General features: G+C 52.8%; 14 protein-coding genes. 8 read left to right on the forward strand and 6 right to left on the reverse strand.

Going from position 1 to position 14759, the window contains the following annotated elements:
- Window positions 1-2: 2 nt before the first annotated feature.
- A complete protein-coding gene (gene hemA, locus ACZRKO_RS07365; RefSeq protein ID WP_463736563.1) occupies window positions 3-1265 on the reverse strand; it encodes a glutamyl-tRNA reductase in 1263 nt (420 codons plus the stop codon).
- A 298-nt stretch (window positions 1266-1563) separates the two neighbouring features.
- Between hemA and lolB the strand changes: the two genes are divergently transcribed.
- The 3 genes from lolB to prs all read left to right on the forward strand — a co-directional run bounded on the left by lolB (window position 1564) and on the right by prs (window position 4186).
- Window positions 1564-2187 (forward strand): lipoprotein insertase outer membrane protein LolB, encoded by a 624-nt coding sequence (gene lolB / locus ACZRKO_RS07370; RefSeq protein ID WP_463736564.1) that lies wholly within the window; start codon window positions 1564-1566, stop codon window positions 2185-2187.
- A gap of 1 nt (window position 2188) precedes the next feature.
- Window positions 2189-3049 carry a 4-(cytidine 5'-diphospho)-2-C-methyl-D-erythritol kinase gene (gene ispE / locus ACZRKO_RS07375; protein ID WP_463736565.1) on the forward strand — a complete coding sequence of 287 codons (861 nt, stop codon included), beginning with the start codon at window positions 2189-2191 and terminating at the stop codon, window positions 3047-3049.
- A gap of 189 nt (window positions 3050-3238) precedes the next feature.
- Window positions 3239-4186 carry a ribose-phosphate diphosphokinase gene (gene prs, locus ACZRKO_RS07380; protein ID WP_104921955.1) on the forward strand — a complete coding sequence of 316 codons (948 nt, stop codon included), beginning with the start codon at window positions 3239-3241 and terminating at the stop codon, window positions 4184-4186.
- 153 nt (window positions 4187-4339) lie between these two features.
- Here the strand turns inward: prs and ychH are convergent, their stop codons facing one another.
- Entirely contained in the window at window positions 4340-4612 is a 273-nt protein-coding gene (ychH, locus tag ACZRKO_RS07385) for a stress-induced protein YchH (RefSeq protein ID WP_463736566.1), read from the reverse strand.
- Window positions 4613-4904: 292 nt separating this feature from the next.
- Between ychH and pth the strand changes: the two genes are divergently transcribed.
- Window positions 4905-5495: an aminoacyl-tRNA hydrolase gene (gene pth, locus ACZRKO_RS07390; RefSeq protein WP_463736567.1), complete on the forward strand. Its 591-nt coding sequence runs from the start codon at window positions 4905-4907 to the stop codon at window positions 5493-5495.
- A 65-nt stretch (window positions 5496-5560) separates the two neighbouring features.
- On the opposite strand, the gene ACZRKO_RS07395 is transcribed toward pth, so the two are convergent.
- Window positions 5561-7042: a SulP family inorganic anion transporter gene (locus ACZRKO_RS07395; protein ID WP_463736568.1), complete on the reverse strand. Its 1482-nt coding sequence runs from the start codon at window positions 7040-7042 to the stop codon at window positions 5561-5563.
- A gap of 217 nt (window positions 7043-7259) precedes the next feature.
- Between ACZRKO_RS07395 and ychF the strand changes: the two genes are divergently transcribed.
- Window positions 7260-8351, forward strand: coding sequence for a redox-regulated ATPase YchF (gene ychF, locus ACZRKO_RS07400; RefSeq protein WP_463736569.1), 1092 nt, complete (start codon window positions 7260-7262; stop codon window positions 8349-8351).
- A gap of 232 nt (window positions 8352-8583) precedes the next feature.
- Complete coding sequence (locus ACZRKO_RS07405; protein ID WP_463736570.1) at window positions 8584-9222, forward strand: nitroreductase family protein; 639 nt, start codon at window positions 8584-8586, stop codon at window positions 9220-9222.
- A 92-nt stretch (window positions 9223-9314) separates the two neighbouring features.
- Here the strand turns inward: ACZRKO_RS07405 and ACZRKO_RS07410 are convergent, their stop codons facing one another.
- Complete coding sequence (locus ACZRKO_RS07410) at window positions 9315-9953, reverse strand: NADPH-dependent F420 reductase (protein ID WP_463737500.1); 639 nt, start codon at window positions 9951-9953, stop codon at window positions 9315-9317.
- Between the two features lie 104 nt (window positions 9954-10057).
- On the opposite strand from ACZRKO_RS07410, the gene ACZRKO_RS07415 reads away from it, so the two are divergent.
- Window positions 10058-10957, forward strand: coding sequence for a LysR substrate-binding domain-containing protein (locus tag ACZRKO_RS07415; RefSeq protein ID WP_463736571.1), 900 nt, complete (start codon window positions 10058-10060; stop codon window positions 10955-10957).
- A 71-nt stretch (window positions 10958-11028) separates the two neighbouring features.
- On the opposite strand, the gene ACZRKO_RS07420 is transcribed toward ACZRKO_RS07415, so the two are convergent.
- Window positions 11029-12420, reverse strand: coding sequence for an MFS transporter (locus ACZRKO_RS07420; RefSeq protein WP_463736572.1), 1392 nt, complete (start codon window positions 12418-12420; stop codon window positions 11029-11031).
- A 41-nt stretch (window positions 12421-12461) separates the two neighbouring features.
- The gene (locus tag ACZRKO_RS07425) at window positions 12462-13541 is read right to left on the reverse strand and encodes a cellulase family glycosylhydrolase (RefSeq protein ID WP_463736573.1); all 1080 of its coding nucleotides are present in this window, start codon (window positions 13539-13541) and stop codon (window positions 12462-12464) included.
- A gap of 204 nt (window positions 13542-13745) precedes the next feature.
- Between ACZRKO_RS07425 and ACZRKO_RS07430 the strand changes: the two genes are divergently transcribed.
- Window positions 13746-14753 carry a LacI family DNA-binding transcriptional regulator gene (locus ACZRKO_RS07430; protein ID WP_463736574.1) on the forward strand — a complete coding sequence of 336 codons (1008 nt, stop codon included), beginning with the start codon at window positions 13746-13748 and terminating at the stop codon, window positions 14751-14753.
- Window positions 14754-14759: the final 6 nt, after the last annotated feature.

Raw genomic sequence — 14759 nt, forward strand, 5'->3', positions numbered from 1 at the left:
AACTATTGCTGATCCAGCCCGAGGCTGTCGCGTAAAATTTGCAAGCGTTCGACATCACCATCGCTGGCGGCCTGTTGCAAAGAGCGGGTGGGAGCGTGAATAAGACGGTTAGTTAATTTATACGCTAATTCATGGATAACCGCGGTGACATCGGCGCCCTGCGCAATGGCCGCCAGCGCTTTGGCTTCGGCCTCGGCACGGACAAGATCGGCACGCGAGCGGTAATCACGAATAATTTCCACCGCGCCCTGCGAACGCAGCCACGCCATGAAATTAGAGCTTTCCTGTTCAACGATCGATTCCGCCTGTATTGCTGCGGCTTTACGTTGGGCCAGATTGTTTTGAATAATGCTGTGCAGATCGTCAACGCTGTAAAGGTAGGCATTGGCGAGTTTGCCGACTTCCGGCTCAATGTCGCGCGGAACGGCGATATCCACCATCAACATCGGCTGATTACGGCGGGCTTTCAGCGCCCTTTCCACCATGCCTTTACCGATGATCGGCAGCGGGCTGGCAGTGGAACTGATAATAATATCGGCTTCCGCCAGGCGGGAATCGATATCCTGTAAGGTGATCACTTCCGCGCCGACTTCATCGGCCAGCACTTGCGCACGTTCACGGGTACGGTTGGCAATCATCATATGGCGAACTTTATGTTCACGCAGATGACGCGCCACCAGTTCGATGGTTTCACCGGCCCCGACCAGCAGCACGCTGACGTCAGAGAGGGATTCAAAGATCTGGCGCGCCAGCGTACAGGCGGCAAATGCCACAGACACGGCGCTGGCGCCGATATCGGTTTCAGTGCGTACACGCTTGGCTACGGAGAAGGACTTCTGGAATAAACGCTCAAGTTCACCGGAAACAGCCTGCCCATGCTGGGATTCTGCAAAGGCTTTTTTAACCTGGCCGAGAATTTGTGGCTCACCGAGTACCAGCGAATCAAGACCACTTGCCACACGCATCAGATGACTGACAGCGGCGTTATCCTGATGCCAGTAAAGGCTTTTTTTGACTTCTTCAACGCTAAGCTTGTGATAATCACACAGCCAGTTCACCAGCTGTTCCTGAAGATTTTCCTGTTGTTCCACGCTGAGATAGAGCTCAGTCCGGTTACAGGTGGACAACACGACACCGCCCTGCACCAGCGGTTGCTGGAGCAGACTGGAGAGCGCCTGTTCAATGGTCTCGGGGGAAAAAGTTACCCGTTCACGCAAAGAAACCGGTGCGGTTTTGTGATTGATACCTAATGCAAGCAGGGTCATAGGGAAGCGATTATCGAGTAATACTTATGTTGGTATGGGTTTACGTCTGAAGCGCATTCTACATAATGCGCGGGATCAATAAAAGCTAAGCAGCATTATCCGTTAAATCCTATTACAAATCAGCTTTGCCACTGGCAGGCTTCTCAAAGATGATCAACGCTTCTGTTTCTTTCTTAATGAGAGAACAACAGGGAAATGTTCCTGTTTTTGAAAACGCGCATCGCGCCAGTGTGATAAACTGGCGACCGCCGAATTTGCCCAGGCACTGATGCCTCAGCACCCAAGGACTTAATCCGATATGCCAATGCGTAAAGCCCACTTACTTCGCCTTCTTCCTCTTGCCAGCCTGGTTCTTGCCGCCTGTTCGATCAATGCTCCTAAAGGCCCGGCAACCAGCCCGACTTCGCCGCAGTGGCGTGAGCACGAAGCGCAGGTCAAACAGCTGGAGCATTATCAGACCCGCGGCGCCTTCGCCTATATTTCCGACCGGCAGAAAGTTTATGCGCGCTTCTTCTGGCAGCAATACTCGCCGGACAGCTACCGTTTGCTGTTGACCAATCCGCTCGGCAGCACCGAGATGGAACTGAAAGTACAAAGCGGCATCGCCCAGCTCACCAATAATCAGGGCAAGAAATATACCAGCGACAATCCTGACGAAATGATCCAGAAACTGACCGGCATGTCGATTCCGTTGGCTAACCTGCGTTTGTGGATGCTCGGCCTGCCGGGCGATGAGAGTGATTTCACCCTCGACAGCCAGTACCGCCTGTCAAAAGTGAACTACAGCCACAACGGCCTGAAGGGCAACGTGGTTTACCAGAGCTACAGCGATGAGGTCATCCCTTCCCTGCCAGATCGTCTGGAACTGACTCAGGGCGATCAGCGTATCAAGTTGAAAATGGACAGCTGGACATTAAACTGAGATGACGCAATCGTGGCCTTCTCCGGCTAAACTCAATTTATTCCTGTATATCACCGGGCAGCGCGCCAACGGTTACCATGAACTGCAAACGCTGTTTCAGTTTGTGGATTACGGCGACAGCCTCGATTTTACGCCGCGCACCGACGGTCAGATTATCCTCACCACGCCGGTCTCCGGTGTCGATGATGAAGATAATCTGGTGGTGCGCGCCGCACGTCTGTTGAAAAGTCACACCGGCACGCCACTGGGTGCGGGCATTGCGCTGACCAAGCGTATCCCGATGGGCGGCGGCCTTGGCGGCGGTTCATCTAATGCTGCCACCGTGCTGATTGCGCTTAATCTGCTGTGGGAATGCGCCCTTTCAGACGAACAATTGGCTAAGTTGGGCGTGGCACTGGGTGCTGATGTGCCGGTTTTTGTCATGGGTCATGCCGCTTTTGCCGAAGGCATTGGTGAAGTACTGCAACCCGTTGAACCGGAGGAAAAATGGTATCTGGTGGCGCATCCGGGAATTCATATTCCAACTCCGGCCATTTTTGGTGATCCGCAATTGACCCGCAACACTCCAAAACGTCCGATTAATGTGCTTTTAAGCACAGCCTGGACAAATGATTGCCAACCGATTGCGAGAAAACGATTTTGCGAGGTTGAACAGCTTGTTTCTTGGCTGTTAGAATACGCGCCGTCACGTATGACTGGGACGGGTGCCTGTGTGTTTGCCGAATTCAACTCAGAGCATGAAGCCCGTGAAGTTTTGCGTCAGGTTCCTGCGTGGGTTTCGGGTTTTGTGGCGAAAGGCGTTAACGTCTCCCCCCTTCACTCTTACCGCGCAGAACTGTTGAGGGCCGCAGGCAAAGCGTAGAGCAATCACAGTCCCGTTGTCTGTGTCTGTTCTTTGCCAGCCTCTCAGTAGACAACAGAGTTATTTTTGCAGTAACGTTTTGATGTATCGTAGTATTTTTTCTCGTAAGCATAATGCTGTGGCACCGCTCACCGCCCGGTGGTGTCATAAGCCGATGTCTTCCCTGGACGCAAGCCTGAGGTTCTTCTCGTGCCTGATATGAAGCTTTTTGCTGGTAACGCCACCCCGGAACTAGCACAACGTATTGCCAACCGTTTATACACCAGTCTTGGTGACGCCGCCGTCAGTCGTTTCAGCGACGGTGAAGTAAGTGTGCAAATCAACGAAAATGTACGTGGCGGAGATATTTTCATTATCCAGTCCACCTGCGCGCCTACTAACGATAACCTGATGGAACTGGTCGTAATGGTTGATGCCTTACGCCGCGCTTCCGCCGGCCGTATTACCGCCGTCATTCCTTATTTCGGTTATGCACGTCAGGATCGCCGGGTGCGTTCGGCCCGTGTGCCAATCACTGCTAAAGTCGTTGCTGATTTCCTCTCCAGCGTGGGTGTTGACCGCGTTCTTACCGTAGATTTACACGCCGAACAGATCCAGGGCTTCTTCGACGTACCGGTTGATAACGTGTTCGGTAGTCCAATCCTGCTGGAAGATATGCTGCAACAAAATCTGGAAAACCCAATCGTGGTTTCTCCGGATATTGGCGGTGTTGTCCGTGCCCGCGCCGTGGCTAAACTGCTTAACGACACCGACATGGCTATCATCGATAAACGTCGCCCTCGCGCAAACGTTTCTCAGGTGATGCACATTATTGGTGATGTGGCAGGCCGCGACTGCGTGCTGGTTGATGACATGATTGATACTGGTGGTACGCTGTGTAAAGCGGCTGAAGCACTGAAAGAACGCGGTGCGAAGCGCGTATTTGCGTACGCAACTCACCCGATCTTCTCCGGCAACGCTGTTGAAAACATCAGAAACTCCGTGATCGACGAAGTGATTGTTTGCGATACCATCCCGCTGTCTGCGGAAATTCGTGCGCTGAAAAAAGTCCGCACCCTGACCCTGTCAGGTATGTTGGCCGAGGCAATTCGCCGTATCAGCAATGAAGAATCTATTTCTGCCATGTTCGAACATTAATCATTCCCCCTTCCTCTTAGGGAAGGGAAATGAATTAATCGGTTAAAACATCGTGTGGGAAAAATAGAAAACAAAAAACCCGTTATGGCCTTGGCGATAACGGGTTTTTCTTTTATTAGAAAACTGTTTTACCAGAGTTCTAATCGGGAGGCATTAAGGGTGGCGATGGCTTTTACGGCAGCGGGCATCGTAATGACGAACCCAAAAGTAACGGTCAGCGACACGTTCACGTCCGCCGACTCTGGCACCAGCCAGCCAAAGGATCGCGCCGAGGAAAATACTGGCGACGGCACCGTGGGCCAAAAACTGCGGTAAATTCATACTCGGCAGTTGATTAAGTATGGAGTATCCGACTCCGCCGACCATAGTGACGAGACCAAGCCCCATCAGCACGTTGCCTAATACTGCTGCGGTTTTACGTTTCATATGTCACCTCCTGTAATCCATCAATTAAACAGCGATGCTTATCTGCTTTTCCTGATTAAAGTGTAGTCGGCGACCGGATTTAACTTTGCGGCAACGATCACAGTCGTGAAACATCAAATGACAAATCTTTACGTTATTCGGTCATTTACCTTCGGAGGATGAATAATAGGTGATCAATATTATTCACCCTTCGAAGTAATAACCGGTAATTCCCTTCCGCGGGTTTGGCACAACAGAGCTGCGCAGGTAAACTAGCGCCCTGATCGTCACCTCATGAAGAAGCGAAACCAACGTGAGCAGCATTAAATTAATAGTGGGTCTGGCCAATCCCGGTGCGGAATACGCCCAAACGCGACATAACGCCGGTGCCTGGTACGTGGATCTTCTCGCCCGCCAGCACAATCAGCAATTGAAAGAAGAGAGTAAGTTTTACGGCTATACCGCACGCCTGTCGCTGTCAGGTCACGACGTCCGCCTGCTGGTGCCAACTACTTTTATGAATCTCAGCGGCAAAGCCGTGCTGGCGATGGCTAACTTCTACCGCATCGAGCCAGATGAAATTCTGGTCGCCCACGACGAGCTGGATATTCCGCCGGGCGTAGCAAAAATCAAACTTGGTGGCGGCAATGGCGGTCATAACGGTCTGAAAGATATTCAGAGCAAACTGGGCAATAACCCGAACTTTTACCGTTTGCGCATTGGTATCGGGCATCCGGGGGACAAAAGTAAAGTCGTGGGATTTGTGCTCGGTAAACCGCCGGCCAGTGAGCAGAAACTGATTGATGATGCGATTGACGAGTCGCTACGCTGTACCGAGATGCTGATGAAAGAAGGTTTAGAGAAAACCGTCCAGCGCCTGCACAGTTTTAAAGCCCAGCCGTAAATGAGTTAGAAGTCAGTTAAAAGCCAAAAGGCGCGAAATTCGCGCCTTTTTTATTGCTGATTGCCTTACAGACTGTCTTCGGCGACGTAATACTGCGGGTCATCCAGCTCGTGACTACAGAACGGCCCGGCCTTTTTCAGCAGGTTCACGCAGTCATCGCTGAGGTGGCGCAGTCGAATCGATTTCCCCGCCTCGAGATAGCGCGCAGTCAGTTTATCAATCGCCTCAACGCCGCTGGAGTCCATCACCCGCGTGGCGGCAAAATCCAATACCACGTTTTGCGGATCGTTCTGCGGTTCGAATAACTCGGCGAAGCTGGCCGAGGAGCCAAAGAACAGTGGTCCTTCCAGCTTATAAATCGTCAGGTCGCCCTTCGTTTTATGTTCGCGAATACGGATACGCGCCTGCTGCCACGCGAAGACCAGCGCGGAGATAATCACTCCGCTGATCACCGCGACGGCCAGATCGGTGAAAATGGTGATTAAGGTGACAATCAACATCACCAGCGCGTCGGCCTTGGGCATGCGACGCAGCCTGCGCAGCGAACTCCACTCAAAGGTGTTGTAACACACGACCAGCATGATCCCCGCCAGAGCCGCCACCGGCAGCAAACCGATGTAACCCGACAGGCTAATCACAAACAGAATCAATAGAATAGCACCGACCACCCCGGAAATACGCCCACGGCCGCCCGAGGTAAAATTGATAATCGACTGACCAATCATCGCGCAACCGGCAAAACAGCCAAACAGCCCGCAAATCGTGTTTCCCGCCCCCTGAGCGATACTTTCTCGATTCCCGTTACCCTTTTTGTTGCCCATTTCATCCAGCACGGTCATGGTCAACAGCGATTCAATCAATCCGACCAGCGCGATCACCACCGCGTAAGGCAGCACCACCTTCAGCATCTCAAGAGTAAAAGGTGCAACGGGCAGGCTGAAGTGCGGCAAGGCACCGGAGATATCCGCCAAATCCCCAACCCGCAGGGTATGCAGGTTAAAGCCAATCGCCACGCCGGCAACCACGATCAGCGCGGCCAGCGAAGAAGGAATGACCCGCGTCAGTTTCGGGAAAAATACCACCACCAGAATCGCCAACAGCACCAGCCCGTACATCAGCGGCCCCTGCCCGGCAATCATGTGTAACTGCGCCAGCATAATGACGATCGCAAGCCCGTTAACAAAACCGTGAATCGCGGGCAGCGGCACCAGCCGGATAAATTTCCCCAACCGGAACACGCCAATCAGTATCTGAATGACTCCGGCAAAAATTGTCGCCCACAGCACATAGCCCATACCGTGCTGCGCGGCGAGACTCATCAGCACCACCACAATAGAGCCCGCAGCGCCTGATACCATTCCCGGTTTGCCGCCAAACAACGCGGTGACCAGCCCGATGATAAATGCCGTGTGCAGCCCGACAATCGGCGACAGTCCCGCCACCAGCGAGAACCCGACGGCTTCCGGGATCATCGACACCGCCACCACAAATCCTGCCAGCGTGTCGTTCTTCACTTCCACCATATTCAGACCACGCAGGCTAAACATAAAACATCCGGTTTATTTCCAGTCAGTTAAATAATTGTGACAAGTATCTAAAAATGGGTGGAGTGAGGCAAGGATTGATTCCACGCAGCAGCGGTTCGAAGGATGACGGGTATTCGAGAAAAAGCGCTATTGCGTGTATAATGCGGCCTAATACGGTCATTACATCGCGCAATTAACGTTAATTGCTTGATTATTAAGATATTAAGGTGAGAACAACATGGGATTCAAATGCGGTATCGTGGGCCTGCCGAACGTCGGTAAATCTACTCTGTTCAATGCGCTGACCAAAGCGGGTATCGAAGCAGCTAACTTCCCGTTCTGTACCATCGAACCCAACACCGGTGTGGTGCCGATGCCTGATTCACGCCTCGACCAGCTGGCCGCCATCGTAAAACCGCAGCGTATCCTGCCGACAACCATGGAATTCGTGGACATCGCCGGTCTGGTAAAAGGCGCGTCTAAAGGTGAAGGTCTGGGTAACCAGTTCCTGACCAACATTCGTGAAACCGAAGCTATCGGCCATGTAGTACGTTGTTTCGAAAACGACAACATCATCCACGTAAATAACAAAGTTGACCCGGCTGACGACATCGACGTTATCAACACCGAACTGGCCCTGTCGGACCTCGACACCTGCGAACGCGCCATTCACCGTGTACAGAAACGTGCCAAAGGCGGCGACAAAGATGCCAAAGCCGAGCTGGCCGCGCTGGAAAAATGTCTGCCGCAGCTTTCTGAAGCCGGCATGTTGCGTGCGCTGGATCTGACTGATGAAGACAAAGCGGCCATCCGTTACCTGAGCTTCCTGACCCTGAAGCCAACCATGTACATCGCCAACGTTAACGAAGACGGTTATGAAAATAACCCGTACCTCGATATCGTACGCAAAATTGCCGAAGCTGAAGGTTCCGTTGTGGTTGCCGTCTGTGCCGCCGTTGAATCTGATATCGCTGAACTCGAAGATGAAGACCGTGCAGAATTCATGGCTGAAATGGGTCTGGAAGAGCCGGGTCTTAACCGCGTGATCCGCGCTGGTTATGAATTGCTGAACCTGCAAACTTACTTCACCGCTGGCGTGAAAGAAGTCCGTGCCTGGACCATCCCAGTTGGCGCTACCGCCCCGCAGGCAGCCGGTAAAATCCACACCGACTTCGAAAAAGGCTTTATCCGCGCACAAACTATCGCCTTTGACGACTTCATCACCTACAAAGGTGAACAAGGCGCGAAAGAAGCCGGCAAAATGCGTTCAGAAGGCAAAGATTACATCGTGAAAGACGGCGACGTCATGAACTTCCTGTTCAACGTCTAATCTATCCTGCGCCGGTTGGCACTGTTGGATACAGAAAGCAATTTCAGAATCCACGCGAAAGCGTGGATTTTTTTGTTTTCAGGGATCTGCGCAGTACGATTCTCTCCACCACACAGGGCTCAAATTCACAAAACAAAGCCGGTGGATAGTGCGATTATCAGCCACTATTCGGGGAAATGAGTTTCACCGGCATCACCACACCGCTTCTCACATTATTCTTCAGGAAAACAAAATGACGACCTTAAATGAAAGACTGGCGTGGCGCTACGCGACCAAGAAATTCGACGCAACGAAAACCGTGCCTGCCGAAAAACTCGAACATATCGTAGAGGCTGTGCGGCTGGCACCGACGTCGAGCGGGCTTCAACCGTTTGAACTCTTTGTGGTGAGCAACCCTGATATCCGCGCCAAAATCAGAACCGTGTCCTGGGATCAGGCGCAGGTTACCGACTGCTCCCACCTGCTAGTATTTGCTGCATGGGACGACATCACCGCGGATCGCGTGAATATGATGTTCGACCTGACCAACGACGTCCGGGGTTTTAAAAACGAAGGATGGGAAAACTATCGCCAGATGCTGTTGGGGATTGTCGCTGAACGGGGAACCGAAGCGAATTACCAGGCAGCAGCCCGTCAGGCTTATATTGGCCTTGGCGCCGCGCTGATTGCCGCAGCGTTCGAAGAGGTCGATGCCACGCCAATGGAAGGGTTTGACCCGGTTGCCGTTGATGAGATCCTCGGTTTGAAATCGAAGAACTTACGCAGCGTGGTGATGCTCCCGCTGGGTTATCGGGCAACAGAAGGCGACTGGCTGGTGAACCTGAAGAAAGTCCGGCGCAGTCGCGAAGACTTCGTCACTGAAATTAAGTAAACCGGATGGCAGTCTGCTAACAAAAAATCCACGTCAGAGCGTGGATTTTTTTATCAATTCCTTATCCATTATGAAGCACTGACATTGACCCGTTACGCCGGATCCGGGCGATGCGCCTCTGCCAGAACGCCCTTCAACTCGCTCTTCGTCATTCGTACGCAATAACTCGGCATTCCACGCTGGAAACGCCAGCCTTCGGAGAGTGCGCCCGCATCCACCGCGTCAAAACCAAAAGCGTTGTAAAGCGTGATAATCAGACTTTTAGTTGCCGCATCGTTTCCGGCCAGTGGCAATGCGCGGCGCTCAGGGTCTCCGGCGGGCAGCCCCTCTTTTTCGAGGTCTGTCATTTGAATGGCATTAAAGGCCTTAGTTATCTTCGATTGCGGCAGAAAACCCGCCAGATACTCACTGGTCGTGGTCATCTGCTGATCCAGTTCTGTTATCTGCCCGTCGCGTTCGGGATAATAGTTCACGGCATCGATAACCGGTTTCCCGCTAAGTTCGGCCACCGGCAGTTGTCCGATGGCCGTAAGAGGAACCGCGATCACCACGATGTCACCAAAACTCGCCGCCTGCGTGGCGGTGCCGATGTCGCAACCCAACATTGGCTTCAGGCTGAACAGCGTCTGCGGCCCCCGTGAATTACTGACCATAACCCGATGCCCGGCCTGAATCGCCAGTTTCGCGACCGCACGGCCCACAAATCCCGCTCCGATAATGCCTATGTTCATCATTCTCACCTTTCATTTAGCTACCGAAAGATTAAGATAATTCAATACTGAGTGTTGATAAATACCCATCAAAGCCATAGATAAACAACAAAAAGGAGGGGATCGTGGATCGGTTAACCAGCATGAATGTCTTCGTACGGGCCGCAGAGCTGGGATCCTTCGCGGCGGCAGCGAACGCGCTGCGAATTTCTCCACAGATGGTGGCCAAACATATTGCCCGACTCGAATCACGGCTGGGGACCGCGCTGCTGAGCCGGACCACCCGCCGCCAGCACCTGACAGATATCGGCCGCAGTTACTATGAACGCTGTAAGGTCGTGCTTTCAGAAGCAGAAGCCGCCGATGCTATTGCACTGGAGATGAAAGCCAGTCCCTCAGGTACCCTGCGCGTCAATGCCCCCGTGACCTTTGGCACCTCGACCCTGGCCCCTTTTATCACGCAGTATCTCGATAAATACCCCGACACCCAGGTTGAACTGACGCTGAGTGACCGCTTCGTCGATCCGGTCGAAGAAGGCTATGAGGTGATCCTGCGTATTGGTGAACTGAACGACAGCCCGATGATTGCCTACCCGCTGCGCCCCTACCGGCTGATTGCCTGCGCATCGCCGGAATATCTGGCCCAGCACGGTATGCCGCAAAACCCCGACGACCTCGCGCGGCACTCGTGTCTTATCTACGGAATTTGGTCCCCGCAGATACCCTGCCGTTGGTTGTTTTGCAAAGAGGGGAAATCTCAGGAGATCCAGCCCACAGGCCGTTTTCGCGCCAATGACTGGCGAGCGCTGCTCCATGCGGCGGTCAGAGGGTACGGCGTGACGCTGGGCCCGGAGGACGTACTGAATGAAGAGATCAGGGCCGGTCGTCTGGTACAGGTTTTATCAGATTATGAAGGGCCTTCGCGGCCGATGCACGTCCTGACACCGGCGGGAATGAGACAAACGGTTAAAGTCCGCAGCTTTATTCATGCTCTCAGAGAAGCATTGGGTGAACACAACCGGTAAAGCCCCGTCAGCGACAGCCGAAACCGACATAAATACGCGGGCCCGGCTGACACTGACTGTATCGCCGAAAATCAGACTTCCAGCAGTTTTCCCTTCGCTTCTTTCCCTTCCTCAAACACCCCGCCAGACGTGCGTCGCTGTGCCAGAATCGCCAGCACTTCGGCATGTTTATCTTCGGTAAAGTCGAAGAACCACATAAAGCCAATGCGGATAAGCGACCCGACGGCAGGTAACAGACTGATACCAAAGAATAGCCCGTTCAGCACACTTTCGCTTTGCTGCGCCGCATGAGGGACATAGTGAATCGCCGTGAGAAAAATCCCCACCAGCCCGCCGCCGACCGCGACCGACATTTTGCCGGTAAACGTCTGGCCAGAGAATGTGATGGCCGCACAGCGTTTGTTGGTTTTGTATTCGGCATATTCGATGGTGTCGACAATCATGGCGGACGTGAACAGATTACTCATCATCACGAAGACGGTACTTAACCCAAGCAGGATAAAGAGCACAGTGAGATTGTGATAACCGGCAAACCACAACAGGATACGCACCAGAATATCCAGCATACACAGCACAATGAACAGCGTGCGTTTTTTATACCGGCGGGTTAATAACGGCGCTGTCAGGCAGGTGATCGCCGCTAATATTCCCATAATACCAATAACGGCCTGTAATGCCCCGTCGCCCATATTATAAATAAAGAAGTAGATATAAATACCATTGGCAATATTATGCAGAACGCAGAAAAAGAACGCGGCTAAGACGAAAAACAGTGGCCGGTTGTTCTTCAGATTATGGAAAGTGTCCCGCATCGTGACTTTTTCACTGCTCGGTGGCACGCGTTCTTTAATATGCCAGAAGCCATTGAACATCAGCAGCAGGCCCACCACCATCATTACCACTGTCGCCCAGAAGTAACCGTGGTCGTCGGAACCTGGCGCAAAAAATGCCGTCAGACGCGGGAAGAAAATCGACGCACAGGCGATCCCGGCGTTGACGCCGAGTACCGCAGCGGTCACTGCCTTGGTACGCTCTTTCGGCTCGGAACTCATTACCGAACTCATCGACCAGAACGGAATATCCGAAATCGCGTACAGCGTTCCCCACAGAATATAAGTGGCGCCAGCATAGATAATTTTCGTGCCCATCGGCGCGTTAATATTATAAAACGATGCCAGCGTCACCAGCGTGATCAGAAAAGGTGCCAGTAACATAAAATGACGGAATTTGCCGAAGCGGGTCTGAATGGTGTCCATTACGCTGGCAAATAACGGATCGTGAATCGCATCCCATGCACGGGCAACCAGAAAGATAGTACTGGCGGCCAGTGCTGAAATACCCAGAACATCAGTATAAAAATAGTTAATAAAAGAACCCACCAACCCGAAACTGAAACACTGCCCCAACCCGTAACCGAAATAAGACCACAATTCCCTGGGAGGGATTTTCATTGAAATCGTCATTTTTTTCGCCCCGCACGTCCCTGTGCTGCCTGTTGTAAGAGTTATTTTATGTTTGTTAAACGGCGGACCAGGTCCATTTCAGCGCGACGGAACGGGATACCGTACTCGTCCAGCACGTCGTGGAACCATAGATGGGCATAATCGTGGTTTCCTTTGCGCACAATGGGCCACGGCAGCGTAGTCTGTGTTTTGCCACGCACTAATCCCCACTGATAACAGCCCGCGTTGAAGGCGCTGAACAGCGGTAACTGCTCCTCAAACACGCTGCCGACGTGGCGCGCCAGCCATTCGGTACACAGCATCGGACGATTAAACTTCTGCCAGAAACGCAGCGCCTGCAGCAGTTTCGGCGTCGCCACATAGGCGTGGAAACTGATGATATCGGACAGCTCTGCCGCTGCGACGTCGACAGGATGGGTGAAAAATTCTCTTTCGGGCTGATCCAGATCTTGTGAAAAATGCCATGCGCCGACAGTTAACGGTGCCACAGGATCCTCCTCGCGCGCCCAGACAAAGGCTTTCTGCATCAGCTCAAGCGCATAGACTTCCAGCTTTTCGTCATACAACACTTCTTCAAGGCCGGTGGCAAACGTGCCCCGGTTACCGGGTTCGTTGTATAAATCCCAAATCGCGATACGCGGATCGTCACGGAAACGGCGGATCACGTCACGAACATACCGCTCAACCTCCGGCCATTTTTCGCGGTTGCAGACGATATCCCGCCCCGGGCTGGCGGCCGCCTGACTGTTATGTTTTCCCGGTTCCGGGGCTTTTTGCGGCCCGAGATAGGGCTCGTCGCCTGAGAACCCGCAGTCGTCCATCAGCGTCAGCATTACCTTAATCTGATGACTGTCAGCAATGGCGAGGAACTGATCGATACGCGCCAGTAAACCCTCGCGGTCGTCCTGCCAGACAATAAACGGCAGATTGATGCGCAACTGGTTGTAGCCAATGCCATGTGCCCAGCCCAGCTCCTGATCAATGGTCACGGCATCAAAGGTCTCGCGCTGCCAGAGTTCCGTCCAGTTCACCGCCGTACGTGGCAAATAGTTAAAGGCACATATCCATCCCTGCCGTTTTCCCCACTCTCCAGCCTGCTGCTCACTCCATTTCTCTTTCATCTCATTGCCCTTAGTTTTAGAATGAAAATGCATCAACTAATATTATTAGCTAATTTTTATTATCAATTAACTTTGGCTGCAAATCAGACATTCAGGTTCTGGAAGTGAGATCACACTCTTTCATCTTCCCGGTCCTGTGGTCTGGGAAAATGAGCGGTTGTGATATAGTGCGCGGGGAGAAAAATGGGCGACGGGATAGGGAAAATGGAGAAGAAAAACAAAGTCACGATGATTGATATCGCGCGTGAAGCGGGCGTTTCTCAGGCCACTGTTTCACTGATTTTAAACAATTCGCGCTCGGTTAAACTCAGTGATGAAACCCGTGAGCGGGTCTTCAACACCGCGCTGGCTCTGGGCTACAAAAAAATGCCTGCGCCGCACCGCGATAATGGTCAGGAAGAGATTGCCTTGCTAATCAACACCATGCCTAGTTATGACCCCTTTGTAGATGCCCTGAGTGAAGCCCGTGAAGCCGCGTGGAGGCATGATACCCTGCTGACGATTTATGATTACGGCGACGACGTCGAACTGGCGGTGCGTATCATTGCGCAACTCAATCAACGGCGCTGCGCGGGAATTATCATTGCTTCACCTGTCACGCAGGCAATGGACTTTTCCCCGTTCATCAACCAGACCCAACTTCCCGTTGTCCTGCTGAACGTCTATGATCGCGCGTTTCCGCTGCTGCCCACCTTTTTGCCAGATGATCGCGCCAATGCGTTGCAGATCACCCGCCATCTTATCGATCAGGGGGCTACCCGCATTGCCCACATCATGGGCGATCACTGGATGGAAGCCTGTGAAATGCGCCTCGAGGGTTATCGCGAAGCCCTATCGCAAGCCGGAATTTCACACGACGATCAACGGGTCAAAACCACCAACTGGTCACTGAACGAAACCTATCGCGCTACGTTACAACTGATGCAACAGCCTGAACCGCCGGATGCGATTTTCTGCTCCAGCGACTGGATGACCATCGGCTGCTATCAGGCACTGACCGAACTGCATCTGCGTATTCCGCAGGACATTCTGGTGGCGGGTTACGACGATCAACGCATCGCCGACCAGATGACACCCAAGCTGACCAGCGTCCAGCTGCCCTATATCGAACTTGGCCGCATGGCGGTGGAATATCTCTGCTCCGGCGAAGATGCTGCCACGCGGGTGATTATGGCGGGAAGATTAAAGATGCGGGCAAGTACGCTCGGCTAAAACCCC

The sequence above is a fragment of the Ewingella sp. C233 genome (assembly GCF_055407225.1).

What these genes read in the sequence shown, in the direction of transcription:
- hemA (WP_463736563.1), bottom strand. Translation starts at nt 1,265, where the DNA reads ATGACCCTGCTTGCATTAGGTATCAATCACAAAACCGCACCGGTTTCT.
- lolB (WP_463736564.1), top strand. Translation starts at nt 1,564, where the DNA reads ATGCCAATGCGTAAAGCCCACTTACTTCGCCTTCTTCCTCTTGCCAGC.
- ispE (WP_463736565.1), top strand. Translation starts at nt 2,189, where the DNA reads ATGACGCAATCGTGGCCTTCTCCGGCTAAACTCAATTTATTCCTGTAT.
- ychH (WP_463736566.1), bottom strand. Translation starts at nt 4,612, where the DNA reads ATGAAACGTAAAACCGCAGCAGTATTAGGCAACGTGCTGATGGGGCTT.
- ACZRKO_RS07395 (WP_463736568.1), bottom strand. Translation starts at nt 7,042, where the DNA reads ATGTTTAGCCTGCGTGGTCTGAATATGGTGGAAGTGAAGAACGACACG.
- ychF (WP_463736569.1), top strand. Translation starts at nt 7,260, where the DNA reads ATGGGATTCAAATGCGGTATCGTGGGCCTGCCGAACGTCGGTAAATCT.
- ACZRKO_RS07405 (WP_463736570.1), top strand. Translation starts at nt 8,584, where the DNA reads ATGACGACCTTAAATGAAAGACTGGCGTGGCGCTACGCGACCAAGAAA.
- ACZRKO_RS07410 (WP_463737500.1), bottom strand. Translation starts at nt 9,953, where the DNA reads ATGAACATAGGCATTATCGGAGCGGGATTTGTGGGCCGTGCGGTCGCG.
- ACZRKO_RS07420 (WP_463736572.1), bottom strand. Translation starts at nt 12,420, where the DNA reads ATGACGATTTCAATGAAAATCCCTCCCAGGGAATTGTGGTCTTATTTC.
- ACZRKO_RS07425 (WP_463736573.1), bottom strand. Translation starts at nt 13,541, where the DNA reads ATGAAAGAGAAATGGAGTGAGCAGCAGGCTGGAGAGTGGGGAAAACGG.
- ACZRKO_RS07430 (WP_463736574.1), top strand. Translation starts at nt 13,746, where the DNA reads ATGGAGAAGAAAAACAAAGTCACGATGATTGATATCGCGCGTGAAGCG.